Origin of the sequence: Ottowia sp. (assembly GCF_035325765.1) — a bacterium.
Lineage (GTDB): Bacteria > Pseudomonadota > Gammaproteobacteria > Burkholderiales > Burkholderiaceae_C > Ottowia.
In genome coordinates this window covers 14,646-36,877 of sequence record NZ_DAOKZG010000014.1, presented here as the reverse complement: position 1 = coordinate 36,877, position 22,232 = coordinate 14,646, and the positions used below count along the sequence as shown (strand labels likewise).

23 protein-coding genes are annotated in these 22,232 nt (G+C 67.6%); 8 read left to right on the top strand and 15 right to left on the bottom strand.

Annotated features, from left to right (window positions below; all coding sequences use genetic code 11):
• Window positions 1-32: 32 nt before the first annotated feature.
• The 9 genes from PKA16_RS06995 to PKA16_RS06955 all read right to left on the bottom strand — a co-directional run bounded on the left by PKA16_RS06995 (window position 33) and on the right by PKA16_RS06955 (window position 10,990).
• The gene (locus tag PKA16_RS06995; protein ID WP_324401757.1) at window positions 33-476 is read right to left on the bottom strand and encodes a PaaI family thioesterase; all 444 of its coding nucleotides are present in this window, start codon (window positions 474-476) and stop codon (window positions 33-35) included.
• A gap of 10 nt (window positions 477-486) precedes the next feature.
• Window positions 487-1,662, bottom strand: coding sequence for an acetyl-CoA C-acyltransferase (locus PKA16_RS06990; protein ID WP_324401756.1), 1,176 nt, complete (start codon window positions 1,660-1,662; stop codon window positions 487-489).
• Window positions 1,663-1,720: 58 nt separating this feature from the next.
• Complete coding sequence (locus tag PKA16_RS06985; protein WP_324401755.1) at window positions 1,721-3,832, bottom strand: 3-hydroxyacyl-CoA dehydrogenase NAD-binding domain-containing protein; 2,112 nt, start codon at window positions 3,830-3,832, stop codon at window positions 1,721-1,723.
• A gap of 346 nt (window positions 3,833-4,178) precedes the next feature.
• The gene (locus PKA16_RS06980; protein ID WP_324401754.1) at window positions 4,179-4,874 is read right to left on the bottom strand and encodes an ABC transporter ATP-binding protein; all 696 of its coding nucleotides are present in this window, start codon (window positions 4,872-4,874) and stop codon (window positions 4,179-4,181) included.
• Complete coding sequence (locus PKA16_RS06975) at window positions 4,874-5,644, bottom strand: ABC transporter ATP-binding protein (RefSeq protein ID WP_324401753.1); 771 nt, start codon at window positions 5,642-5,644, stop codon at window positions 4,874-4,876. Before PKA16_RS06975 ends, PKA16_RS06980 begins: the two co-directional genes overlap by 1 nt.
• Window positions 5,641-6,930, bottom strand: coding sequence for a branched-chain amino acid ABC transporter permease (locus tag PKA16_RS06970; protein WP_324401752.1), 1,290 nt, complete (start codon window positions 6,928-6,930; stop codon window positions 5,641-5,643). Before PKA16_RS06970 ends, PKA16_RS06975 begins: the two co-directional genes overlap by 4 nt.
• A gap of 2 nt (window positions 6,931-6,932) precedes the next feature.
• On the bottom strand, window positions 6,933-7,880 hold the full coding sequence (locus PKA16_RS06965) for a branched-chain amino acid ABC transporter permease (RefSeq protein ID WP_324401751.1): 948 nt from the start codon (window positions 7,878-7,880) through the stop codon (window positions 6,933-6,935).
• Between the two features lie 86 nt (window positions 7,881-7,966).
• Window positions 7,967-9,205, bottom strand: a complete 1,239-nt coding sequence (locus tag PKA16_RS06960) for a branched-chain amino acid ABC transporter substrate-binding protein (RefSeq protein ID WP_324401750.1) — start codon at window positions 9,203-9,205, stop codon at window positions 7,967-7,969.
• 144 nt (window positions 9,206-9,349) lie between these two features.
• Window positions 9,350-10,990 (bottom strand): 3-(methylthio)propionyl-CoA ligase, encoded by a 1,641-nt coding sequence (locus PKA16_RS06955; protein WP_324401749.1) that lies wholly within the window; start codon window positions 10,988-10,990, stop codon window positions 9,350-9,352.
• A gap of 275 nt (window positions 10,991-11,265) precedes the next feature.
• Between PKA16_RS06955 and msrB the strand changes: the two genes are divergently transcribed.
• From msrB to PKA16_RS06935, 4 genes are all read left to right on the top strand, one after another.
• On the top strand, window positions 11,266-11,682 hold the full coding sequence (gene msrB, locus PKA16_RS06950; protein ID WP_324401748.1) for a peptide-methionine (R)-S-oxide reductase MsrB: 417 nt from the start codon (window positions 11,266-11,268) through the stop codon (window positions 11,680-11,682).
• Window positions 11,683-11,775: 93 nt separating this feature from the next.
• On the top strand, window positions 11,776-12,342 hold the full coding sequence (locus tag PKA16_RS06945) for a septation protein A (protein WP_324401747.1): 567 nt from the start codon (window positions 11,776-11,778) through the stop codon (window positions 12,340-12,342).
• Window positions 12,339-12,608: a BolA family protein gene (locus PKA16_RS06940; RefSeq protein WP_324401746.1), complete on the top strand. Its 270-nt coding sequence runs from the start codon at window positions 12,339-12,341 to the stop codon at window positions 12,606-12,608. Before PKA16_RS06945 ends, PKA16_RS06940 begins: the two co-directional genes overlap by 4 nt.
• An 81-nt stretch (window positions 12,609-12,689) precedes the next feature.
• Complete coding sequence (locus PKA16_RS06935) at window positions 12,690-13,508, top strand: peptidylprolyl isomerase (RefSeq protein ID WP_324401745.1); 819 nt, start codon at window positions 12,690-12,692, stop codon at window positions 13,506-13,508.
• 75 nt (window positions 13,509-13,583) lie between these two features.
• Here the strand turns inward: PKA16_RS06935 and PKA16_RS06930 are convergent, their stop codons facing one another.
• The 4 genes from PKA16_RS06930 to PKA16_RS06915 all read right to left on the bottom strand — a co-directional run bounded on the left by PKA16_RS06930 (window position 13,584) and on the right by PKA16_RS06915 (window position 17,203).
• On the bottom strand, window positions 13,584-14,330 hold the full coding sequence (locus PKA16_RS06930) for a heparan-alpha-glucosaminide N-acetyltransferase (RefSeq protein WP_324401743.1): 747 nt from the start codon (window positions 14,328-14,330) through the stop codon (window positions 13,584-13,586).
• 64 nt (window positions 14,331-14,394) lie between these two features.
• Window positions 14,395-15,174 (bottom strand): ABC transporter permease, encoded by a 780-nt coding sequence (locus tag PKA16_RS06925; RefSeq protein WP_324401742.1) that lies wholly within the window; start codon window positions 15,172-15,174, stop codon window positions 14,395-14,397.
• The gene (locus PKA16_RS06920) at window positions 15,171-16,022 is read right to left on the bottom strand and encodes an ABC transporter ATP-binding protein (protein WP_324401740.1); all 852 of its coding nucleotides are present in this window, start codon (window positions 16,020-16,022) and stop codon (window positions 15,171-15,173) included. Before PKA16_RS06920 ends, PKA16_RS06925 begins: the two co-directional genes overlap by 4 nt.
• Before the next feature lie 149 nt (window positions 16,023-16,171).
• The gene (locus PKA16_RS06915; protein WP_324401738.1) at window positions 16,172-17,203 is read right to left on the bottom strand and encodes an ABC transporter substrate-binding protein; all 1,032 of its coding nucleotides are present in this window, start codon (window positions 17,201-17,203) and stop codon (window positions 16,172-16,174) included.
• A 214-nt stretch (window positions 17,204-17,417) separates the two neighbouring features.
• Between PKA16_RS06915 and PKA16_RS06910 the strand changes: the two genes are divergently transcribed.
• The 4 genes from PKA16_RS06910 to PKA16_RS06895 all read left to right on the top strand — a co-directional run bounded on the left by PKA16_RS06910 (window position 17,418) and on the right by PKA16_RS06895 (window position 19,407).
• Window positions 17,418-17,891 (top strand): universal stress protein, encoded by a 474-nt coding sequence (locus PKA16_RS06910; protein ID WP_324401736.1) that lies wholly within the window; start codon window positions 17,418-17,420, stop codon window positions 17,889-17,891.
• A 123-nt stretch (window positions 17,892-18,014) separates the two neighbouring features.
• Window positions 18,015-18,398, top strand: a complete 384-nt coding sequence (locus tag PKA16_RS06905; RefSeq protein ID WP_324401734.1) for a DUF488 family protein — start codon at window positions 18,015-18,017, stop codon at window positions 18,396-18,398.
• 26 nt (window positions 18,399-18,424) lie between these two features.
• Window positions 18,425-18,889, top strand: coding sequence for a carboxymuconolactone decarboxylase family protein (locus PKA16_RS06900; RefSeq protein WP_324401732.1), 465 nt, complete (start codon window positions 18,425-18,427; stop codon window positions 18,887-18,889).
• 161 nt (window positions 18,890-19,050) lie between these two features.
• Window positions 19,051-19,407: a carboxymuconolactone decarboxylase family protein gene (locus PKA16_RS06895; RefSeq protein ID WP_324401730.1), complete on the top strand. Its 357-nt coding sequence runs from the start codon at window positions 19,051-19,053 to the stop codon at window positions 19,405-19,407.
• Here the strand turns inward: PKA16_RS06895 and PKA16_RS06890 are convergent.
• Window positions 19,404-19,583, bottom strand: a complete 180-nt coding sequence (locus tag PKA16_RS06890) for a hypothetical protein (RefSeq protein ID WP_324401728.1) — start codon at window positions 19,581-19,583, stop codon at window positions 19,404-19,406. The genes PKA16_RS06895 and PKA16_RS06890 overlap by 4 nt on opposite strands.
• 14 nt (window positions 19,584-19,597) lie before the next feature.
• On the bottom strand, window positions 19,598-21,967 hold the full coding sequence (parC, locus tag PKA16_RS06885; protein WP_324401726.1) for a DNA topoisomerase IV subunit A: 2,370 nt from the start codon (window positions 21,965-21,967) through the stop codon (window positions 19,598-19,600).
• Window positions 21,968-22,232: the final 265 nt, after the last annotated feature.

Here is a 22,232-nt window from a genome sequence, read left to right as displayed (position 1 = left end):
ATCGTCGCGGGCGGCTGGAACCCGCCACGCCGTTACGGCTTGGCCGGCGGCAGCGCCGCGATGGTCCCCTGTGCCAGGGCGCAGAGCTTTTCCACTCCCGCGTCCAGCATGAAGACCTCGCAGCGGCACACCGCCTGCGAACGCCCGACATGCTCCGCGCGAGCACGTGCGATGAGCCGCTCGCCGCGCGCCGGTCGCACGTAATTGATCTTGTACTCGGATGTCACGACGGGCACGCCCAGCGCCGTGCCACCCGCGTAGGTCAGCGCGTTGTCCGCGCAGTAGCTCACCACGCCGCCGTGCACGAAGCCATGCTGCTGCATGAGCGCGTCCGTCACCGGCAGCTGCAGCTCGCAGTGGCCCACGCCGAGCTGCTCGACATGGGCGCCCAGCAGGACGCTGAAGCCCTGCTCGGCCAGGATGCGGCGCCCCAGCTCCAGCAGCTGCGGGTCCGACGGATGCACGGGCTGGGTCATCGCCGCCTCGTCAGAGTACCTCGAACACCCCCGCCGCGCCCATGCCGCCGCCGATGCACATGGTCACGCAGACGCGCTTCGCGCCGCGGCGCCTGCCCTCGATCAGCGCGTGGCCGGTCAGGCGCTGGCCGGTCACGCCATAGGGGTGGCCCACGGCGATGGCCCCGCCGTTGACGTTCAATCGATCGGCCGGAATGCCCAGCTTGTCGCGGCAGTAGATGACCTGCACGGCGAAGGCCTCGTTCAGCTCCCACAGGTCGATGTCGCCGATCTTCAGCCCCAGGCGTTGCAGCACCTTCGGGATGGCGAATACCGGACCGATGCCCATTTCATCGGGCTCGCAGCCGGCCACCGCAAAGCCCAGGAAGCGCCCCAGGGGCTTGAGGTTCCGGCGGCTCGCGTATTCCTCGCTCACCACCACGCAGGCGCCGGCACCATCGCTGAACTGGCTGGCGTTGCCGGCACTGACCAGTCCGCCGGGCAGCGCCGGCTTGATGCCGCTGATGCCCTCCTTGGTGGTGCCCGCACGCAGGCCCTCGTCGCGCTCCAGCGTCACCTCCTTGGTGCGCAGGCCGAGCACCGGGTCGGCCACGCCCATGGTGACGGTGATCGGCACGATCTCGTCCTTGAACAGGCCCGCCTCCTGTGCGGCGCAGGCCTTCTGCTGGCTGGCAGCGCCGTATTCGTCCATCGCGTCACGACCGATGCCGTAGCGCTTGGCCACCTGCTCGGCGGTCTGCAGCATGCTCCAGTAGATCTCGGGCTTCTTCGCCTGCAGCGCCGGGTCGAAGATCATGTGGTGGTTCATCTCGTTCTGCACGCAGGAGATGCTTTCCACGCCGCCGGCGACGAACACGTCGGCTTCGCCGGCGATGACGCGCTGCGACGCCATGGCGATGGTCTGCAGACCCGACGAGCAGAAGCGGTTGATGGTGGTGCCCGAGGTGGTCACCGGGCAGCCGGCCATCAGCGCGATCTGGCGCGCGATGTTCATGCCGGTGGCGCCTTCGGGGTTGGCGCAGCCCATTAGCACGTCATAGACTTCGCCGGCCTCGATGCCGGCGCGCTCGATCGCATGCCTGACGACATGGCCGCCCATGGTCGCGCCATGGGTCATGTTGAGGGCGCCTTTCCAGCTCTTGGCCAGGCCGGTGCGGGCGGTGGAGACGATGAGGGCGGAAGTCATGGTTCACTCCTGATTCAAGGGTGGCCCGCGCCCGATGCGCGGACGCGGGCGACGGATTTCAGTTGAAGGTCCTGCCTTCGGCGACAAGCCGCAGCAGCAGCGGCGCCGGCTGCCAGAACCCGCCGTCGTCCAGCGGGTTTCGGGCAAAGCGCTTCATCGCCTCCACCACGTTGAACAGTCCGACCTGGTCGGCGTACTGCATCGGCCCACCGCGCCAGAACGGGAAGCCATAGCCGGTGATGTAGACCATGTCGATGTCGCTGGCCTTGCTGGCGATGCCCTCCTCCAGGATGTGCGCCGCCTCGTTGACCAGTGCATACACGAGACGCTGCACGATCTCCTCGTCGCTGATCTTGCGTTGCGCGAAACCCTGCTCCCGGTTGTAGCGCGCCAGCATGTCGAGCACTTCCTGGCTCGGGATGGCATCGCGCTTGCCGGGCTGGTAGTCGTACCAGCCCTTGCCGGTCTTCTGGCCGAAGCGCCCCATCTCGCACAGCAGGTCGGCGTTGCGGCTGTATTTCATGTCGGGCAGTTCCACGTAGCGGCGCTTGCGGATGGCCCAGCCGATGTCGTTGCCCGCCAGGTCCCCCATGCGGAACGGTCCCATGGCGAAGCCGAACTTCTCGATCGCCCGGTCGATCTGCTGCGGCGTGGCGCCCTCGTCCAGCATGAAGCCGGCCTGGCGCGAATACTGCTCGATCATGCGGTTGCCGATGAAGCCGTCGCAGACGCCCGAGACCACCGCCGTCTTCCGGATCTTCCTGGCGATCTGCATCACCGTGGCCAGCACGTCCTTGCCGGTCTGGGCGCCCCGCACCACCTCGAGCAGCTTCATCACATTGGCCGGGCTGAAGAAGTGCATGCCGACCACGTCCTGCGGACGCTGGGTGAAGGCCGCGATCCGATCGACGTCGAGCGTCGAGGTATTGGACGCCAGGATGGCGCCCGGCTTCATCACGGCGTCGAGCTGCTTGAATACCGCCTCCTTGACGCCCATGTCCTCGAACACCGCCTCGATCACCAGGTCGGCGTCCTTGATGTCGTCGTAGTTCAGCGTCGTCTTGAGCAGGCTCATGCGCTGCTCGTACTTGTCCTGCTTGAGCTTGCCCTTGCGGACCTGCGCCTCGTAGTTCTTGCTGATGGTCTCGACACCGCGATTCAGCGCTTCCTGCTTCATCTCGAGGATGATCACCGGGATCCCGGCGTTCAGGAAGTTCATCGAGATGCCACCGCCCATGGTGCCGGCACCGATCACCGCCACCGAGCGGATCTCGCGCGGCTGGATCTCCGGCCCGACGTCGGGGATCTTCGAGGCCGCGCGCTCGGCGAAGAACACATGGCGCAGCGCGGCGCTCTCGGGGGTGTTCATCAGGCCGACGAAGATCTCGCGCTCGGTCGCCAGGCCGGCGTCGAACTTCTGCCGGGTCGCGGCTTCCACCGCGTCGACACACTTCAGCGGCGCCGGCAGGTTCTTCGCCATGCCCCGGACCATGTTGCGCGCGAACTGGAAGTAGGCATCGCCCTGCGGGTGCTTGCACGCCAGCTTGCGCACCAGCGGCAGCGGCTCGCCGCCCGCGTGGGCGGCAGCCGCGCCCTGGGCCAGCGCGATCGCCTCGGCCAGCAGCGATTCGGCGCTGGCCGCCATCCGATCGAACAGCTTCTGGCCGGGCGCCGCTCCGAGCAGTTCGCTCTTCACCGGCTCGCCGCTGACGATCATGTTGAGGGCCGTCTCGACGCCCAACACGCGCGGCAGGCGCTGCGTGCCGCCGGCGCCCGGCAGGATGCCGAGCTTGACCTCCGGCAGGGCGATCAGCGCGCCGGGCGCGGCCACCCGGTAGTGGCAGCCGAGCGCCAGTTCCAGTCCGCCACCCATGGCCACGCTGTGGATCGCGGCCACCACCGGCTTGGTCGAATGCTCGATCGCCAGGATGACGGAATTGAGGTTCGGCTCCTGCAAGGCCTTGGGCGTGCCGAACTCGCGGATGTCGGCACCGCCGGAGAACGCCTTGCCGGCGCCGGTGATGACGATGGCCTTGACGGCCGCGTCGGCGTTCGCCCGCTCCAGGCCGCTGGTGATGCCCAGGCGCGTGGCATGTCCCAGGCCGTTGACGGGCGGGTTGTTCAGCGTGATGAGGGCGACGTCGCCTTGAACCTGGTATTCGGCCGTCATGGAATCTCCTGTATGAAAGCGGGGAATCAGGGTGCGCGCGGCACGCCATACGGCGTGCCTGCGCATGGCACAGGCTTTCGAGTTTAGTGACTTTGCGATCCCACCGAACGCCGTGCTGTCACGGTTGGGACGCCGCCATCTGGCGGCGGATCAGGCCGGGCGCGAACACCCGCGGCCAGGATTCCGCTGGCCAGCGCGTGCCTCCCCCTTCCGCGCACCGCGCACCGCGCGGCGAACGAAGGAAGTGCGACTGCGGGCCGTGCGGTGCAAGCGTGCACGGACTGCAAGACCGCTGCCCCCGGCAGCGCGCACCACGAGGCGCCAGCAGCACGCCGGGGCACCCTCCTCACACCTCCAGCCACTCCTTGCGCACCGCCGTATCGGCGCGCAGGCCATCCGGCGTGCCATCGAACACGATGCTCCCGTGTCCCATCACCAGGGCGCGATCGGAGATGTGCATGGCAATCGTCAGCTTCTGCTCGATCAGCAGCACCGAGACGCCGCGCTCCTTGAGCTTCTTCAGATATTCGCCCACCAGCTCGACGATCTTGGGAGCCAGGCCCTCGGTCGGTTCGTCGATGATGATCAGTTCCGGATTGCCCATCAGCGTGCGGCACAGGGTCAGCATCTGCTGCTCGCCCCCCGACATCACGCCCGCGGCAGTGTGCTGGCGCTCCTTCAGGCGCGGGAACATCGCGTACATGTCGTCGAAGCTCCAGCGCGCGCCCTGGGCCCCGGCCTTCTGGCCGAGCAGCAAGTTCTGGTGCACCGTCAGGCCCGGGAAGATGTCGCGGCTCTCGGGCACGTAGCCGATCCCCATGTGGGCGATGTCGTGCGTCTTGCAGCCGATCAGGCTGCGCCCCTTCCAGTCGAGCGTGCCTTCGCAGTGCACCAGCCCCATGATCGACTTCGCGGTAGTCGAGCGCCCGGAGCCGTTGCGCCCGAGCAGGGCCACGATCTCGCCCTCCCCGACGTCGAAGTGCACGCCATGCAGCACATGGCTCTTGCCGTAGTAGGCATGCAGGTCCCGAACCTTGAGCATCAGTGCAGTCCTCCCTGGGCATCGGCCACCGGCGAACCGAGGTAGGCCTCCTGCACCCGAGCGTCGGCACGCACGCGCTCGGGCGTGTCGAACGCGATCACCTCGCCGTAGACCACCACGGCGATCTTGTCGGCCAGGCCGAACACCACGCCCATGTCGTGCTCCACCGTGAGCAGCGTCTTGCCCTCGGTGACCTCGCGGATCAGGTCGATGAAGCGCGCCGTCTCGGTGGTGCTCATGCCCGCCGTCGGCTCGTCCAGCAGGATCACGTCGGCGCCGCCGGCGATGGTGATGCCGATCTCCAGTGCACGCTGCTCCGCATAGGTCAGGTTCATCGCCAGCACGTTGCGCTTGGCGGCCAGGCCCACCCGCACGAGCAACGCCTCGGCGCGCTCGTTGGCGTCGTGCAGGCCGGAGAGGAAGCGCAGGAACGTGTAGCGGTAGCCCAGGCTCCACAGCACGGCGCAGCGCAGGTTCTCGAACACGCTGAGCTTGGGGAAGACGTTGGTGATCTGGAAGCTGCGCGCCAGGCCCAGGCGGTTGATCTCGTAGGGTGGCTTGCCGTCGATGCGCTGTCCGTTGAGGAGCACCTCGCCGCTGCTTGGATCGAGCCGGCCGCTGATCAGGTTGAACAGCGTCGACTTGCCGGCGCCGTTGGGGCCGATCACCGCCACCCGTTCGCCCCGGGTCACGGCCAGGTTGGCCCCGCGAATGATCTCGGTATTGCCGAAACTCTTGCGCAGGTCCTTCAGTTCGACGGCGTAGCTCATGCGGTGCGCTCCCGGCGTGTGATTTCGTTCTCGATCTCCTCCTGCGCGCGCCCCCACGCCAGCGCGAAGCGCCGACGCGCCAGTTCCAGCAGCACCCAGCCGACCACCGCCACCACCAGCGCGATCGCCCAGGCCAGCACGGACGAGGTGTCCAGCGTCAGCCCCAGGTACCCGACCTCCGGGCCCATGGCCGCATTGAGCTGGTGGTGGTAGATCATCTCGATCAGCGCCGACACGCCCAGCAGCATCACGACGCCAGCGCCGATCAGGCCGAGGTACAGAGCCCCAAAGCGGCCCAGCTTGCCGGCACGCGCCATGCCCACGTTGGCCATGATCAGGCTGGCCACGCCGCCTGGCGCATACATCACCATGAGCAGGAAGATCAGGCCCAGGTAGAGCAGCCAGGCCGAGGTCAGCTCCGACAGCAGCACCATCGCCAGCACCATCAGCACGGCGCCGATGATGGGCCCGAAGAAGATCGTGACGCCGCCCAGGAAGGTGAACAGCAGGTAGGCCCCCGAGCGCATGCCGCTCAGGGCGTCGGCGGCGTTCACGATCTCGAAGTTGATCGCCACCAGGGCACCGCCGATGCCGGCGAACAGGCCCGAGATGATGAAGGAGAACCAGCGCACGAACTGGGTGTTGTAGCCGATGAATTCGACCCGCTCGGGGTTGTCGCGCACCGCGTTCAGCATGCGTCCCAGTGGCGTGCCGGTGAAGGCATACATCAGCGCGGTGCAGATGAAGCAGTACACCGCCACCAGGTAATAGACCTGGATCTGCGGACCGAACGTCAGTCCCAGGAACGGCGCGTAGGTGCGGTCCACCGAGATGCCGGCGTCGCCGCCGAACAGGTTGGGCAGCATGATCGCGGTCGCCGCCACCAGTTCGCCGATGCCCAGCGAAATCATGGCGAAGGTGGTGCCCGCCTTCTTGGTCGACACGTAGCCCAGCGGGATCGACACCAGCACGCCCATCAGGCCGCCGACCAGCGGCACCAGTGGCAGCGGCAGGGCCACGTCGTGACCGGACACGTAGTTGATCGCGAACACGGCAGCGAAACCGCCCAGTCCGGTGTAGACGGCGTGGCCAAAGCTCAGCATGCCGCCATGCCCGAGCTTCATGTTGTAGGACAGGCAGATGATGATCAGACAGCCCATCTGCGAGAGCATGTTCAGCCAGAGGCTGCTGGTGAGCACCTGCGGGGCCAGGGCCAGCAGCAGCGCGAAGCCGCCCCAGGCGAGCAGGCGGCCGGGTGGCAGGACGTTGTTCGAAGCCACGGCCATGATCAGGTCTCCCGCTTGCCGAGCAGGCCCTTGGGCCGGAAGATCAGGATCAGCACCATCAGCAGGTAGGGCAGGATCGGCGCCACCTGCGAGACCGTCAGGCGCAGCACCTCGGCCAGTCCCTCGCCACCTGTCACCGGCAGGCCGATGGCCGCCAGCAGGTCGCCCAGCGACTTGTCGATGGCCACCGCGAAGGTCTGCATCACGCCGATCAGCAGCGACGCCAGGAAGGCACCCGCGAGCGACCCCATGCCGCCGACCACCACCACCACGAAGATGATCGGCCCCACCGCATAGGCCATCGCCGGTTCGGTCACGTAGGTGTTGCCGGCCACCACGCCGGCCAGCCCCGCCAGCGCCGAGCCGCCGCCGAACACCAGCAGGAACACGCGCGGCACGTTGTGGCCGAGCGACTCGACCATGTCCGGATGCGTCAGCGCGGCCTGGATCACGTAGCCGATGCGGGTGCGCGTCAGCACCAGCCAGATCGACACCAGCATCAGCACCGCCACCAGCATGATGAAGGCGCGCGATTTCGGGAACTGCGTGCCGTAGATGGAAAACAGCGGCCCCTGCAATTCGGCCGGCAGGCCATAGGGGACCACGGTGCGGCCCCAGACCAGCTGCACCACTTCCAGCACCAGGTAGGACAGGCCAAAGGTCACCAGCAGTTCGGGCACGTGGCCGAAGCGGTGCACCCGGCGCAGGCAGACCTGCTCGAACAGCGCGCCCAGCAGGCCGACCAGGATCGGCGCGAGGAACAGCGCCGGCCAGTAGCCGATCACGCCCGAGATCAGGAACGCGAGATAGGCGCCCAGCATGTAGAAGCTGGCATGGGCGAAATTGAGCACGCCCATCATGCTGAAGATCAGCGTCAGCCCCGAGCTGAGCATGAACAGCAGCAGTCCGTAGCTCAGGCCGTTGAGCAACGATATCGTGAAGAATTCCATCCCGGCTTCTCCAGGCACTGGCGAAAGAACGGCGACGCCGGTCGGTGACTCGCGTCATCGGCCGGCGTCGGCTGAGCGGGCGGCCCTCAGCCCGGGCGCTTCATCTGGCAGGTCGTCGGGGTGCTGGCGATGTAGGGCTCCAGGTACTTCACCGGAGCGAAGGTGTAGCCGGTGTTCTCGACGCTGTAGGGGTTCTTGGCGTCGACCTTCTGCCACTTCGAGATCCACATGCCCTGCTGCAGCTGGTGGTCGGTCTTGCGCATCGCGGTCTCGCCGTTGAAGCCGTCGAAGCGCACATCCTCCAGCGCCGCCGCGACCTTCACCGGGTCCGTCGACTTGGCCTTGGCCATCGCCGTGCTCAGGCCCACCAGGGCGTTGTACACCGAGAACGTGTAGAAGTCGTCGTTGTACTGGGCCTTGAAGCCCTTCATCAACTCGTTCAGGCGCCCCGTGTAGTTGGAATGGTTGTAGGCGATCTGGTAGACCTCCTGCTGGTCACCCCCCTGCGCCAGCGCCGTTGGCGTGCCCGAGACACCGGCGTAGTAGGCGTAGATCGGGATGTGCAGGCCGGCGTCGTTCATGGCCTTGACCAGCAGCGTGAAGTCCTGGCCCCAGCTGCCGGTCACCAGGGTGTCGGCGCCGGCGGCCTTGATCTTGGCGACGTAGGGCGCGAAGTCCTTGACCTGGCCCAGGGCGACGTAGTCTTCGCCCACCACCTGCACATCCGGCCGGTTGCGCGCCAGTCCTTCCTTGAAGTATTTGGCGACCTGGTGGCCGTGCGAATAGTTCTGGTTGTTCAGGTAGACCTTGTGGACGTCCTTCTGGTCCTTCATGAAGGACGTCAGCGCGGCCATCTTCATCGAGGTGTCGGCATCGAAGCGGAAATGCCAGTAGTTGCACTTCTCGTTGGTCGAGGCCGGGTCCACCGCCGCGTAGTTGATGTAGATGACTTCCTTGCCCGGGTTGCGATCGTTGTTCTTGGCGACGGCGTCGGCCAGCGGGATGGCGACGTTCGAGCCGTTGCCCTGCGTCACGTAGTGGAAGCCCTGGTCCACTGCCGATTTCAGCAGGTTGAGTGCTTCCTGCGGCGAGCTCTTGCTGTCCATGCCGACGATCTCGAACTTGACGCCGGCCGGGTTCTCCGCCGCCGTCAGGTGCGCGGCCACGTACTGCCAGCTCTTGAACTGGTTCGTGCCGACGTTGCCCATCGGGCCCGACAGGCCCTCGATCATCGCGATCCGCACGGTCTGTCCCTGCTGCGCGAACGCGCCGGTTGCGCAAGCCAGGACGGCACCGGCAGCAGCGGCCTTGAAAGCAAAACGCATGTAAATCTCCTCATGAAAACGGCTCGGGCGTGAGCGTAGCGGCTTTGCCCGGCCCAGCCAATCGGGTTTGCCCGAGTGGAAACCGGGCGCAGTCGTGTGCGCGACAGGCATGCCGCGCCCGCGCAGGCACGGCAAGCCGGAGGCTCACAGGTCCGGCAGCTTGTAGTCCTTGAGCTGTTCGCGCAGCCGGGTCTTGAGCATCTTGCCGGTGGCCCCGAGCGGAATCGCCTCGACGAACACCACGTCGTCGGGAATCTGCCACTTGGCCAGCCCCTTGCCCTCGTAGAACTTCAGCAGCTCCTCGCGCGTCACCTCGGCGCCGGGCTTCTTCACCACGGCGACGATCGGCCGCTCGTCCCACTTGGGGTGCGGCATGCCGACGCACGCCGCCATCGCGACGGCCGGGTGCGCCATGGCAATGTTCTCGATGTCGATCGAGCTGATCCACTCGCCGCCCGACTTGATCACGTCCTTGCTGCGGTCGGTGATGTGCATGTAGCCATCGGAGTCGATCGTCGCCACGTCGCCGGTGGGGAACCAGCGGTGGCCGGCCGCGTCGGTGACCAGCGGACACTCGCCCTTGAAGTAGGTGTCCATGATCCAGGGTCCGCGCACCTGCAGGTCGCCGAAGGTCTTGCCGTCCCAGGGCTGCTCCTGGCCGTCGTCGCCGACGATGCGCATGTCCACGCCGAAGATGGCGCGCCCCTGCTTGACGCGAATGGCCAGCTGCTGTTCGAACGACAGCTTCAGGTGCTTGTTCTTGAGCGTGCCGACGGTGCCCAGCGGACTGGTCTCGGTCATGCCCCAGGCGTGCAGCACGTCCACCCCGAATTCCTCGCGGAAGGTATCGATCATGGCCGGCGGACAGGCCGAGCCACCGATCACGGTGCGCTTGAGCGTGGAGAACTTGAGCCCGTTGCCCTGCACATGCCCCAGCAGCATCTGCCAGATGGTGGGCACGCCGGCGGCCATGGTCACCTCCTCGGACTCCATCAGCTCGTAGATCGACTTGCCGTCCATCGCCGGGCCCGGGAACACCACCTTGCAGCCGGTCAGCGCGGCCGCGTATGGCAGCCCCCAGGCGTTGACGTGGAACATCGGCACCACCGGCATCATGGAATCGCGCGCGGACAGCCCCATGGCATCCGGCAGCGCGCCGCCATAGGCGTGCAGCACGGTGGAGCGGTGGCTGTAGAGCGCACCCTTGGGGTTGCCCGTGGTGCCGCTGGTGTAGCACAGGCCGGCGGCGCTGTTCTCGTCGAACCGGGGCCAGACATAGTCGCCGGACCGGGCGCCGATCCAGGCCTCGTAGCTCTGCAGGCCGGGGATACCGCTGTCCGCCGGCAGCTTGTCGGCCTCGCACAGGGCGATCCAGTGGCGTACCGTCGGGCACTTGGCATGAATCGCCTGGATCAGCGGCAGGAAGCTCATGTCGAAGCACAGCGCCTGGTCCTCGGCGTGGTTGACGATCCAGGCCATCTGCTCGGGCGACAGGCGCGGGTTGAGCGTGTGCATGACCCGCCCTGAACCGGCCACGCCGAAGTACAGCTCCAGGTGCCGGTAGCCGTTCCAGGCCAGCGAGGCCACGCGGTCGCCCTGTTGCAGGCCCGCCTGGTCGAGTGCCTGGGCCAGTTGCCGCGAGCGCCGCGCCAGGTCGCGGTAGGTGTAGCGATGGATGTCACCCTCGACGCGGCGCGAAACGATCTCGCCATCGTGGTGGTGGCGCTCGGCAAACTCCAGCAGCATCGAAATCAGCAGCGGTTGGTCCTGCATCAAACCCAGCATGGGCACTCTCCTCGGATCAGTGAAAGAACTCAGGGCCGAATCGTACCTCCACCCCAAGGCCCGACTGTCGCGTCCGGCACCAACACGGTGCGCGGGTTTTCCCGCACCCCGGCGACGGTTGGCCGATTGGCCGACAATGAACTGCCTGCGACAAGTCGATCCACCGTCCATGCGCGATCCCGGCTGGCGAGGCCAGTGCTCACCGTGCGGGACGACGGGCCGACCGAGCCGGTGACCTGGCCAACCGTGCTGTTGCGCGAACTCCACCGCATGCCATGACCCATCCCATGCAAAAGACCCCCGACGAATGGCGGGCCGTGCTGGCCGCCAAGGGCGCCGAGCCGGGCGCCTACGAGGTGACGCGCCAGGCCGCGACCGAGCGGCCGTTTTCCGGCCGGTACGAGCGCCATTGGGCCGACGGCAGCTACCACTGCATCTGCTGCGGCGCCAGATTGTTCGAGTCGGGTACCAAGTTCGATGCCGGCTGCGGCTGGCCGAGCTTCTCGCAGGCGATCCCCGGTGCGATCGAGGAACGGCGCGACCTGAGCCACGGCATGGTGCGCATCGAGACCGTTTGCGCAGGCTGCGGCGCCCATCTGGGCCACGTGTTCAACGACGGCCCCGCGCCCACCGGCCTGCGCTACTGCATGAACTCGGCCGCGCTCGACTTCGAGCCCGAATCCGGCGCCTGAACGCCGCGGCGCGTGGGCATGGCGCGCCCCGCCCGATCCTGAGCCGCATCCCGCGCTCGGGGCCACACACGAACCGCGATAATCGCCATCCTGATGAGACTGCTGTTCGACTTCATTCCCCTGCTGCTGTTCTTTGCCGCCTACAAGTGGCACGGCATCTACGCCGGCACGGCAGTGCTGATGGCGGCCACCAGCGTGCAGATGGCCATCGTGTACTGGCTGGACAGGAAGCTCAGCACCATGCACAAGGCCACGCTGGTGCTGATCCTGATCTTCGGCGCGCTCACCCTGGTGCTGCAGGACGAGCGCTTCATCAAGTGGAAACCCACCGTCCTGTACGCCGCCATGGCGATCGCCCTGGCCGTCGCGCTGTGGATCTACCACAAGAACTTCCTCAAGATCATGCTGGGCAGCCAGATCCCCCTGCCGGATTTCGCCTGGCAGCGCCTGTCCGTGGCCTGGATCGCCTACTGCCTGTTCATGGCGGCGCTCAACGGCTACGTGGCTGCCTTCTGGACCACCGACGCCTGGGCCAGCTTCAAGCTCTGGGGCTACGTGTTCCCGCTGGTGTTCCTGATCGGCCAGGGCGTCTACATCGCGCGCCACATCAGCGAGGCTCCCGAAGGCTCGTCCTCGGCCACGCCGGGAGCGCCGAAATGAGCACCACGCTGGCCGACGAGATGGCGGCACGCCTGCATGCGCGCCTGCAGCCAAGCCGGCTCGAGGTGCTCGACGAAAGCTGGCAGCACGAGGGCCATGCCGGCGCCAACGGCACCGGCTTCGGCACGCACTTCCGGGTGCGCATTGCCGCCCCCGGCTTTGCTGGCCTGCGGCGCGTGGCGCGCCACCGCCTTGTGTATGATGCGCTCGCCGATTTTTTTGCCGAGCGCGGCGTGCATGCACTCGCCATCGAGGCGGATGATTGAACCTGTGCGTCCAGGCACGCTCCAATCCACTTCCTGCCCGCCCGTTCCCGGGGCGGGATCCACTCTCCTGACTGTCCCATCATGAAGAAACAGCTCCTGGCCGCGTCCGCCGCGGCCCTGCTGGCCGGTGCCGCAGCCCTGCCGGCGGTCGCGCAGAACGTCGCCATCATCAATGGCAAGCCCGTCCCGACCACGCGCCTGGACGCACTCGAAACCCAGATCAAGGCCCAGGCCGAACGCACCGGCCAGCCGGTCCCGCCCGGGCTGCGCGAACAGCTCAAGGACGAGGTGATCACGCGCGAGATCTTCATGCAGGAAGCCGCCCGGCGCGGCGTCGAAAGCACGCCCGACTTCCGCGCCAAGCTCGAATTGATGCGCCAGAGCCTGGTGATCAGCGAGCTGTTTTCCAATTACCAGAAGCAGCACCCCGTGACCGACGAGCAGGCCAAGGCCGAATACGACCGCGTCATCGGCAGCCAGACCCCGCCTGCCGGCGCCAAGGAGTACAAGGCGCGCCACATCCTGGTGGAAAAGGAAGACGAGGCCAAGGCCATCATTGCCCAGCTCAAGAAGGGCGCCAAGTTCGAGGAACTGGCGAAGAAGCAGTCCAAGGACCCGGGCTCCGGCGCCCAGGGGGGTGATCTCGGCTGGTCCGACCCGGCCAGCTACGTGCCCGAGTTCGCCGCGGCGTTGACCAAGCTCGAGAAGGGCCAGACCACCGACACGCCCGTCAAGTCGCAGTTCGGCTACCACGTGATCCGCGTCGACGACGTGCGCGACGCCAAGGCCCCCGAGCCGCCCAGCTTCGACGACGTCAAGGCGCAGATCAAGCAGCAGATGGAGCAGAAGAAGCTGGTCGAGTTCCAGCAGGCACTGCGCGAGAAGGCGAAGATCGAATAAGCCGCGCCACGGCAACTACCCACCCGGAACCGGCTTTTCCACAGGCCGGTTTTTTGTGCGATCGGGCCAGCGTCTTCAGCCGCGCCAGGCCAGCCAGGCCATCAGGCCGCCGATCAGCACCGGCTGGTGCAGCATGTACCAGCTCAGGCTCCAGCGGCCGAGCACGGCCAGGCCGCGCGCCGGCACTGGCACCGGCCGTTGCAGCCAGGCCCGCGGCAGCCGCTGCCCGGCGCCCACGCCCAGCAGCAGCACACCCAGCCACGGCAGCAGCGGCACGTAGTCCTCGGTGACCGGCTTGTGCGTGACGATGCCCAGGCCGTAGAGCCAGCGGCTGTCCAGCGCGGCCGCCAGCGTCGGCGCGTCGGCCGCGACCAGCAGCCCGCGCAGCAGCGGCGTCGCGCCCAGCAGCCCCAGCGCCAGCAGCCAGGGCCAGGGCCCGCCCAGCCAGCCACGCATGAGCAGGGCCCGCACCAGCAGCAGCAGCAGCGCCAGCGCGTGCAGCACGCCGAAACTGATCCAGCTGCGCGGGAACATCCACCACGACGCCAGCGAGACCAGCAGCGCGCAGGCCGCCACCTGGCGCCAGCGGCGCCAGAAGCGCGGCCAGCCCTGCCCAGCCTGCACCGCCAGCACCTGGCCGAAGCCGGCCGTGAACAGGAACAGGCCGACGATGGCCGTGCGCTGCCCGGTCCAGATCGGGTCGTTGTAGAAGTCCTGCTGGATCAGGCCGAAGTGGTTCAGGTCGAAGCCGAAGTGGTAGGCCGTCATCCACGCCAGCGCCAGCCCGCGCAGCGCATCCAGGCGATCGAGGCGCGTCGGCATGGCGCAATGGTAGCGGCTCCGCGCCGGCAGAAAACGCGTGCTCCAGGACTGCCGGCGCCTGGCGTCAGAGCTTTTCCGTCTGCCCGCTGCTCGGCTGCCACTTCATCAGCCGCCGCTCGGCCACCCCGACCAGGCCGTCGAGCACCAGCGCGAACGCCGTCAGCAGCACGATGCCTGCCACCACGGTGTCGACGTCGAAGCTGCCCTCGGCCTGCAGGATCAGGTAGCCGACACCGCGTGCCGAGCCCAGGTATTCGCCCACCACGGCGCCGACGAAGGCCAGGCCCACCGAGCTGTGCAGGCTGGAGAAGACCCAGCTCATGGCGCTGGGCACGTAGACGTGGCGCATCAGGTCACGTCCGCTGGCGCCCAGCATGCGCGCGTTCGCCAGCACCACCGGGCTCACCTCGCGCACGCCCTGGTAGACGTTGAAGAACACGATGAAGAACACCAGGGTCACGGCCAGCGCCACCTTGGACCAGATGCCCAGGCCGAACCAGAGCGCGAAGATCGGCGCCAGGATCACGCGCGGCATGGCATTGGCCGCCTTCAGGTAGGGGTCGAGCACCGCCGAGGCAAAGGGTGCCAGCGCCAGCCACAGGCCCACCGCCACGCCGGCCAGCGTGCCGATGCCGAAGGCCAGCAGCGTCTCCAGCAGGGTCACCCACATGTGACCGTAGATGTCGGCGTCGGTGATGAACCAGCGCCACAGGCGCAGCGCCACCAGTTGCGGGCGCCCGAAGAAGAAGGCGATCGTGTCGGATGCGTTGGCGGCGAAGTACCAGCCGCCGATCACCAGCACCAGCAGCCCGACCTGCCAGACGCGCAGCCGCAGGCCCTTCATGCCACCGCCTTTCGCTTCTGCTGGTCATAGCCCTTGAGCACCTCGTCACGCAGCACGGCCCAGATGTCGGCGTGAAGCTCGACGAAGCGCGGCTGGTTGCGGATTTCGGCGACGTTGCGCGGGCGCGGCAGGTCGATCGTGAATTCGCCGATCGGGCGGGTCGCCGGCCCGGCCGAGAGCACCACCACCCGATCGGACAGCGCGATCGCCTCGTCCAGGTCGTGCGTGATGAACAGCACCGCGCGCCCACCCGCGCCGCCGCCGTGCGAAGGCTCGGCCCACAGCTCCAGCAGCTCGTTCTCCATCAGCTGCCGGGTCTGCACGTCGAGCGCCGAGAACGGTTCGTCCATGAGGAAGATGTCGGGCTCGAGGATCCAGGTCTGCGCCATGGCCACGCGCTTGCGCATGCCGCCCGAAAGCTGGTGCGGGTAGCGGTCCTCGAAGCCGGCCAGGCCCACGCGCGCGAGCCAGGCACGCGCGCGCTGTTCGGCTTCGGCTGGAGGCGTCCCCGCGAACACCAGCCCGGCCATCACGTTGCCCAGTGCCGTCTTCCAGGGCATCAGCGACTCGGCCTGGAACATGTAGCCGGCGCGCCGGTTCAGGCCCGCCAGCGGCTGGCCGAACACCTCGACCTTGCCGCGCGATGGCGCCAGCAGGCCGGCGCCGACGTTCAGCAGCGTGCTCTTGCCACAGCCGGTCGGGCCGACCACCGAGACGAACTCGCCCGGCGCCACGGCCAGGCTGGCATCCTGCACCGCCGTGTAGCGCTGGCCCGGCGCGTCGCGGCTGGTGAAGACGCAGGTGATGTCCTGCAGGTCAAGGGCAGGCGTGACACCGGGGTTCAGCATGGAGCAGGCTGGGTCATGTCAACGTCGCGGGTGCGAAGCGAACTGGGAATCGAACATCCGTACGCAAAGGACGCTGGGATTTCGCAGAGGACGCAAAAGAAGAAATTCAAGGTCTTGTTCCTGCATCCCCTGCGCATGGGGGTCTGGATTCACGCCGGGTACTTCACGCCCGCCCGGCGCGCAAAGGCATTGGTGTAGGTCTTCGCCAGGTCGATGTTCTTGCCCTTCAGGCTTTCCTCGAAGGTCTGCAGCATGCGCAGCGCGGTGGCCGGGCCGGCCTCGGGGAGGATGCCGTCGGGCGAGATCGCCTCGCGCACGTTTTCCCAGGCCGCGAGGTAGAGTGCCCGGTCGCCCAGCAGGTAGGACTCGGGCACGGTCTTGACGATGTCGGACGGGCCGGCCTTCCGCAGCCAGCGCAGCGCATGCACCATCGCATTGGCCAGGGCCTGCGTGGTGTTGGGGTTCTCGCGGATGAACTTCGCATGCGTGTAGAGCACCGCCGCCGGCATCGGTCCGCCGTAGACCTCCTGCGTGTCCTTCAGCGTGCGCGTGTCGGCGATGATCTTCAGCAGGTTGTCGCGCTGCAGCATGGTGATCACCGGGTCCAGGTTGGCGATGGCGTCGACCTGGCCGGAACGCACCGCGCTCAGCGCGCCGCTGGAGGCACCGACGCCGATGAAGGACACGTCGCTCGGCTTGAGCCCGCCTTTGGCCAGCACGTAGGCCGCCATCATCGAGGTCGAGGAGCCCGGGGCCGTGACGCCGATCTTCTTGCCCTTCAGGTCGGCAATGCCCTTGTAGTCGGGCATGGTCTTGTTCGATACCGCCAGCACGATCTGCGGTGCGCGGCCCTGCAGCACGAACGACTCGATCGCCTGGTTCCTGGCCTGCATGTTGATGGTGTGCTCGTAGGCGCCGGAGACCACGTCGGCGCTGCCCCCGACCAGCGCCTGCAGGGCCTTGGAGCCGCCTGCGAAGTCGGGGATCGTCGTCTCCAGGCCCTCGTCCCGGAAGTAGCCGAGCTGTTCGGCAATCGTGAGCGGCAGGTAATAAAAGAGGTTCTTGCCGCCGACGGCGATGGTCAGCTTGCTTTTCTCGGGCTTGCCCGACTGCGCCCAGACGCGCGGAAACGCCAGCGCTGCAGGCGCCAGGGCCAGGGTCTTGAGGATGGTACGGCGCATGGGATGAGCTCCTTGATCATGATGCGACAAAAGGCAAAATTTAACAGACCCCTGGACCCGCGCGATCCGCATCGGCACGAACCCACGCGCACCCTGGCCAACCGCGGCGCTGCGCGCGCTCGCGCGCGCTGGGGATAATCCACGTCACACCGCACGCGTCCGAAGCCCGAAGCGCTTCAACGCCTGCGCCAGCCCCTCGAGCGAGATCCCGACCATGAAAATCCTGCTTCCCGTCGACGGCACCGAACTGTCGGTGCATGAAACACGCTTTGCCCTGCGACTGGTCGCAGAGGGTCTGCGTGCCAGCTTCGTGCTGGCCAACGTCCAGGCCGCAGCCTCCTTCTATGAAATCATCACGGCCAAGGATCCGGTCCTGATCGAAACCGCCGCGCAGGAGGCCGCCGGCGACCTGATGGCACCCAGCGCGCGCCTGCTCGCCGACGCTGGCGTGCCGTTCGAGACGGCGGTGATCACGGGCGACCCGGCCAACGCCATGCTCGACCTGATCGAACTGCACGGCTGCGACATGGTGCTGATGGGATCACGTGCGCTGGGCCCGATCCGCCGCATGATGGAGGGCGGTTCGACGTCGCGCCGCCTGCTCGACGAGTCGCCCGTTCCGGTGCTGCTGGTCAAGCCGCCGCGACCGGTCGACCCCGACCTGGAAGAAGACGCGGCGACACCCTGAAGCCGGCAGTCCGCACGACGCGCCGCTTCCGGCGAATCCTGCGGGAATACCCCTACCGCCGGGCGCAGCCCGCTGCGCGCGTATGCTGAATTGCCTGAGCGGAGATCGCGAGAGGCAAGCGCCATGGCCCAGAGACCACCAGCCCAAAACATCCGGCTCAAGCGAGCCTACGACCCGGCAAGCGCCGACGATGGCGCGCGCATCCTGGTCGAGCGCCTGTGGCCGCGCGGCGTGCGCAAGGAAGCGCTGGAACTGGCCGAATGGGACAAGGAAATCGCTCCCAGCACCGAGCTGCGCAAGTGGTATGGCCACGCACCCGCGCGCTGGGACGAGTTCCGCCAACGCTACGCGGCTGAACTGCGCGCGCACCCGGAACGCCTGGATGCGCTGCGCGCGCGCGCATGCACCGGCGTGGTCACGCTGATCTTTTCCTCGCACACCGAGACCCGGAACAACGCCGTGGCGCTGCGCGACTTCCTGTTGCATCCGCAGTTGCTCGCCTCCTGAAACCCCTGCCGAGAGAAAGCACCCACATGACACAACGACTCGAATACAAGGACGCCTCCCCCAAGGGCTTCCAGGCCATGCTGGGCCTGGAGATGCATGCCCGCGGCAGCGGGCTGGAGCATTCGCTGCTGGAACTGGTCAAGACGCGTGCGTCGCAGATCAACGGCTGCGCCTACTGCCTCGACATGCATACCAAGGACGCGCGCGCCGCGGGTGAAACCGAACAGCGCCTCTACGTGCTGCCGGCCTGGCGCGAAACGGATTTCTACACGCCGCGCGAGCGCGCCGCGCTGGCCTGGACCGAGGCCGTGACCCGGCTCACCAACCAGGAAGTCCCCGACGAGGTGTACGAAGAGGCACGCCGCCACTTCGGCGAGCAGGAGATCGTCGACCTGACGCTGGCCATCATCGCGATCAACGGCTGGAACCGGCTGTCCATCGCCTTCCGCGCCAAGGCGGGCACGTACCAGCCGCCCCGGCATGGCAAATGACGTCGGCGCTGGCGCAGCAGCGCTGCCGAATGGCGCACGGCCGCGGACGGAGCGCGCCGCCGACGACCCTCCGAACGCAGGATGCCACGCGCTGGCATTCGCCCCAGCCATCGCGCGGCGATGCCGTCATTCGCCATTCTTCATCCAGTGAGGAGCCACCCATGAGCCGTGACCTGTTCCCCGCCTCCAGCGCCGACATCGCACGCAAGCGCCGCGAGCTGGCGCCGCGGCAGCTCGAGGCCTTCCGCGCCTTCAGCGCCGCCTGCTTCGCCGAGGGCGAGTTGCCCGTCAAGGTCAAGCAACTGATCGCCGTCGCCGTGGCCCACACCACGCAGTGCCCCTACTGCATCCACGGCCACACCGAGGGCGCGCTCAAGGCGGGCGCCAGCGAGGCCGAGATCATGGAAGCCATCTGGGTCGCTGCCGAAATGCGCGCCGGCGGCGCCTACGCCCACTCGGCACTGGCCATCGACACCATGGCCGCGCAGGCCGAGCGCAACGCCGCCGGGAAAAGCTAACTGCTCTTGCGTTCCTGCCGCTCGCGAGCCCTTCGCGCCTGGCGGCTCTCGCTGGCGCGCCGCTCGGCCTCTTCGCGTGCCCGCCGCTTCTCGCGTCGGCCCTGCGACCACCAGCGCCCCAGGGCGAAGCTGAGCACCATCGTCACCAGCAGCAGCAGCCAGCCCAGGATGGACATGCCAGCGCCCGACATCACTGCACCCGCAGCACATCGCTCGGCCTGAAGCCGAGGCTGGCAATCTTGCCCTTGCGCCCGCGCGCGGCGCGCGCGTTGTTCAGGCTGCGGATCTCCAGCACTTCCTCGCGCGGCTTGCCGCCGCGACCCTGGCCCACGATGCGCACGCTGCGCACATAGGCGGCGGCGCCCGCCAGGCTGTCGCCTGGCTCCAGATGCAGCAGCAGCAGGCCGCGCCCACCCTTGTCCATCTGGCGCAGCTCGCCGATCTCGAAGCTGAGGATGCGCCCCGCCACGGAAACGCAGGCCACGTGCGTGGCCGGCGGCATGCCGGAGCCATCGGCGGGTGGCTGCGCGTCCGGCGCCGGCAACGCCAGCGACGGGCGGCACACCTGCTCGGCAGCGCCCATGCTGATGAAGGCCTTGCCGCCCCGGTTGCGCGACAGCAAGTGCTCGACCCGCGCCAGGAAGCCGTAGCCGCCCGAGGCCGACAGCAGCAGCGTCGTGCCCTCGGCGCCGGCAAAATAGTGCAGCGGCTGGGTGCCGCTTTCCAGGTCGATCAGGGTGGTGATCGGCTGGCCATCCCCGCGCGCGCCCGGCAGGCTGGCCACCGGCACGCTGTAGACGCGGCCATTGCTGCCGAACACCAGCAAGGGGTCCACCGTGCGGCATTCAAACGTGCCGTACAGCCCATCGCCCGCCTTGAAGCCAAAGGCGGCCGCGTCGTGCCCATGGCCCTGGCGCGCGCGCACCCAGCCCTTCTCGCTCACCACCACGGTGACCGGCTCGTCCAGCACCTTGAGCTCGACCACGGCCTTCTTCTCGGCCTGGATCAGGGTGCGCCGCGCGTCGGCAAACTCCTTCGCGTCGGCCTCGATTTCCCGGATCATCAGGCGACGCAGCGTGGCCGGGCTGCCCAGCACCTCTTCCAGCGTGCCCTGCTCCTTGCGCAGTTCAAGCAGTTCCTGTTCGATCCTGATCGCCTCCAGCCGCGCGAGCTGACGCAGGCGGATGTCCAGGATGTCGTCGGCCTGCCGCTCGGTCAGCGCAAAGCGCGCCATCAGTGCCGCCTTCGGTTCGTCGCTCTGGCGAATGATGGCGATCACCTCGTCGATGTTCAGCAGCACGAGCTGCCGCCCTTCGAGGATGTGGATGCGTTCGAGCACTCGCGTGAGCCGATGCTGGCTGCGCCGCGTGATCGTCGTCTGGCGGAATTCGATCCACTCGGCGAGCATCTGGCGCAGGCTCTTCTGAACCGGCCGGCCGTCCAGCCCGACGCTGGTCAGGTTGATCGGGCTGCTGCATTCCAGGCTGGTGTGCGCGAGCAAGGTGTTGGCCAGCTCGTCCTGGTCGACCGTGCGGCTCTTGGGCTCGAACACGATGCGCACCGGCGCGTCCTTGCTCGACTCGTCGCGCACGCCGTCCAGCACCGCGAGGATCGTGGCCTTGAGCTGGCTCTGATCCTGCGTCACCGCTTTCTTGCCGGCCTTGACCTTGGGGTTGGTGAGCTCCTCGATCTCCTCGAGCACCTTCTGCGTCGAGGTGCCCGGCGGCAGTTCGGTCACCACCATCTGCCATTGCCCGCGCGCCAGGTCCTCGATGGCCCAACGCGCCCGCACCTTCAGGCTGCCGCGCCCGCTCTGATACGCCGCACGAATGTCCGCCGCGCTGCTGATGATCTGTCCGCCGCCGGGGTAGTCCGGCCCCGGCAGCAGGGCATACAGCTCGTCATCCGTCAGCTTGGCGTTTTTGACCAGCGCCACACACGCATCGGCCACCTCGCGCAGGTTGTGGCTCGGGATCTCGGTCGCCAGGCCGACGGCGATGCCGCTGGCGCCATTGAGCAGGGCAAACGGCAGGCGCGCGGGCAACTGGCGCGGCTCCTCGGTCGAGCCGTCGTAGTTGGGCACCCAGTCCACCGTGCCCTGGTCCACCTCCTGCAGCAGCAGCCGCGTGATCCTGGCCAGCCGCGCCTCGGTATAGCGCATGGCTGCCGCGCCATCGCCGTCGCGCGAGCCGAAGTTGCCCTGGCCGTCGATCAGCGGATAGCGCTGCGAGAAGTCCTGCGCCATGCGCACCAGCGCGTCGTAGGCTGCGCTGTCGCCGTGCGGATGGAAGCGCCCCAGCACGTCGCCCACCACGCGCGCGCTCTTCACCGGCTTGGCGGCGGTGCTGCCATTGGGGCCGGAATAACTCAGCCCCATGCGCTCCATCGCGTACAGGATGCGCCGCTGCACCGGCTTCTGCCCATCGGCCACGTCGGGCAGCGCGCGGCCCTTGACCACGCTGAGCGCGTATTCGAGATAGGCGCGCTGGGCGTAGGTCGCCAGCGCCAGATCGTCGCCGGGGTCGGCGGGGGTCAGGTCCACAACGGTTGGGTCACTCATCATTTACAAACAAAAAATGGCACTGGCGCTTGTCCAACAAGCGCGGGCAGCTATCAAACAAAAAGCATCAGATATTCGGTGACTGAGGAGCGAACGAGGGGTGCCCCGGCTTTCTTGGCGAGCTTCGATAATTTTCCTGATTTCATACTCGACGTCGACTACGTTACCGCACTCACAAATAACTCATCAAGCTGCGGATTGCTGGTAATCAGCAGCAGCTTCTTGATCGTGGCCGCATGGTTGATCTCCAGCCGCGCGAAATGCT

Coding starts and splice junctions, on each gene's coding strand:
- PKA16_RS06995 (WP_324401757.1), bottom strand. CDS start 476: ATGACCCAGCCCGTGCATCCGTCGGACCCGCAGCTGCTGGAGCTGGGG.
- PKA16_RS06990 (WP_324401756.1), bottom strand. CDS start 1,662: ATGACTTCCGCCCTCATCGTCTCCACCGCCCGCACCGGCCTGGCCAAG.
- PKA16_RS06985 (WP_324401755.1), bottom strand. CDS start 3,832: ATGACGGCCGAATACCAGGTTCAAGGCGACGTCGCCCTCATCACGCTG.
- PKA16_RS06980 (WP_324401754.1), bottom strand. CDS start 4,874: ATGCTCAAGGTTCGGGACCTGCATGCCTACTACGGCAAGAGCCATGTG.
- PKA16_RS06975 (WP_324401753.1), bottom strand. CDS start 5,644: ATGAGCTACGCCGTCGAACTGAAGGACCTGCGCAAGAGTTTCGGCAAT.
- PKA16_RS06970 (WP_324401752.1), bottom strand. CDS start 6,930: ATGGCCGTGGCTTCGAACAACGTCCTGCCACCCGGCCGCCTGCTCGCC.
- PKA16_RS06965 (WP_324401751.1), bottom strand. CDS start 7,880: ATGGAATTCTTCACGATATCGTTGCTCAACGGCCTGAGCTACGGACTG.
- PKA16_RS06960 (WP_324401750.1), bottom strand. CDS start 9,205: ATGCGTTTTGCTTTCAAGGCCGCTGCTGCCGGTGCCGTCCTGGCTTGC.
- PKA16_RS06955 (WP_324401749.1), bottom strand. CDS start 10,990: ATGCTGGGTTTGATGCAGGACCAACCGCTGCTGATTTCGATGCTGCTG.
- msrB (WP_324401748.1), top strand. CDS start 11,266: ATGACCCATCCCATGCAAAAGACCCCCGACGAATGGCGGGCCGTGCTG.
- PKA16_RS06945 (WP_324401747.1), top strand. CDS start 11,776: ATGAGACTGCTGTTCGACTTCATTCCCCTGCTGCTGTTCTTTGCCGCC.
- PKA16_RS06940 (WP_324401746.1), top strand. CDS start 12,339: ATGAGCACCACGCTGGCCGACGAGATGGCGGCACGCCTGCATGCGCGC.
- PKA16_RS06935 (WP_324401745.1), top strand. CDS start 12,690: ATGAAGAAACAGCTCCTGGCCGCGTCCGCCGCGGCCCTGCTGGCCGGT.
- PKA16_RS06930 (WP_324401743.1), bottom strand. CDS start 14,330: ATGCCGACGCGCCTCGATCGCCTGGATGCGCTGCGCGGGCTGGCGCTG.
- PKA16_RS06925 (WP_324401742.1), bottom strand. CDS start 15,174: ATGAAGGGCCTGCGGCTGCGCGTCTGGCAGGTCGGGCTGCTGGTGCTG.
- PKA16_RS06920 (WP_324401740.1), bottom strand. CDS start 16,022: ATGCTGAACCCCGGTGTCACGCCTGCCCTTGACCTGCAGGACATCACC.
- PKA16_RS06915 (WP_324401738.1), bottom strand. CDS start 17,203: ATGCGCCGTACCATCCTCAAGACCCTGGCCCTGGCGCCTGCAGCGCTG.
- PKA16_RS06910 (WP_324401736.1), top strand. CDS start 17,418: ATGAAAATCCTGCTTCCCGTCGACGGCACCGAACTGTCGGTGCATGAA.
- PKA16_RS06905 (WP_324401734.1), top strand. CDS start 18,015: ATGGCCCAGAGACCACCAGCCCAAAACATCCGGCTCAAGCGAGCCTAC.
- PKA16_RS06900 (WP_324401732.1), top strand. CDS start 18,425: ATGACACAACGACTCGAATACAAGGACGCCTCCCCCAAGGGCTTCCAG.
- PKA16_RS06895 (WP_324401730.1), top strand. CDS start 19,051: ATGAGCCGTGACCTGTTCCCCGCCTCCAGCGCCGACATCGCACGCAAG.
- PKA16_RS06890 (WP_324401728.1), bottom strand. CDS start 19,583: ATGTCCATCCTGGGCTGGCTGCTGCTGCTGGTGACGATGGTGCTCAGC.
- parC (WP_324401726.1), bottom strand. CDS start 21,967: ATGAGTGACCCAACCGTTGTGGACCTGACCCCCGCCGACCCCGGCGAC.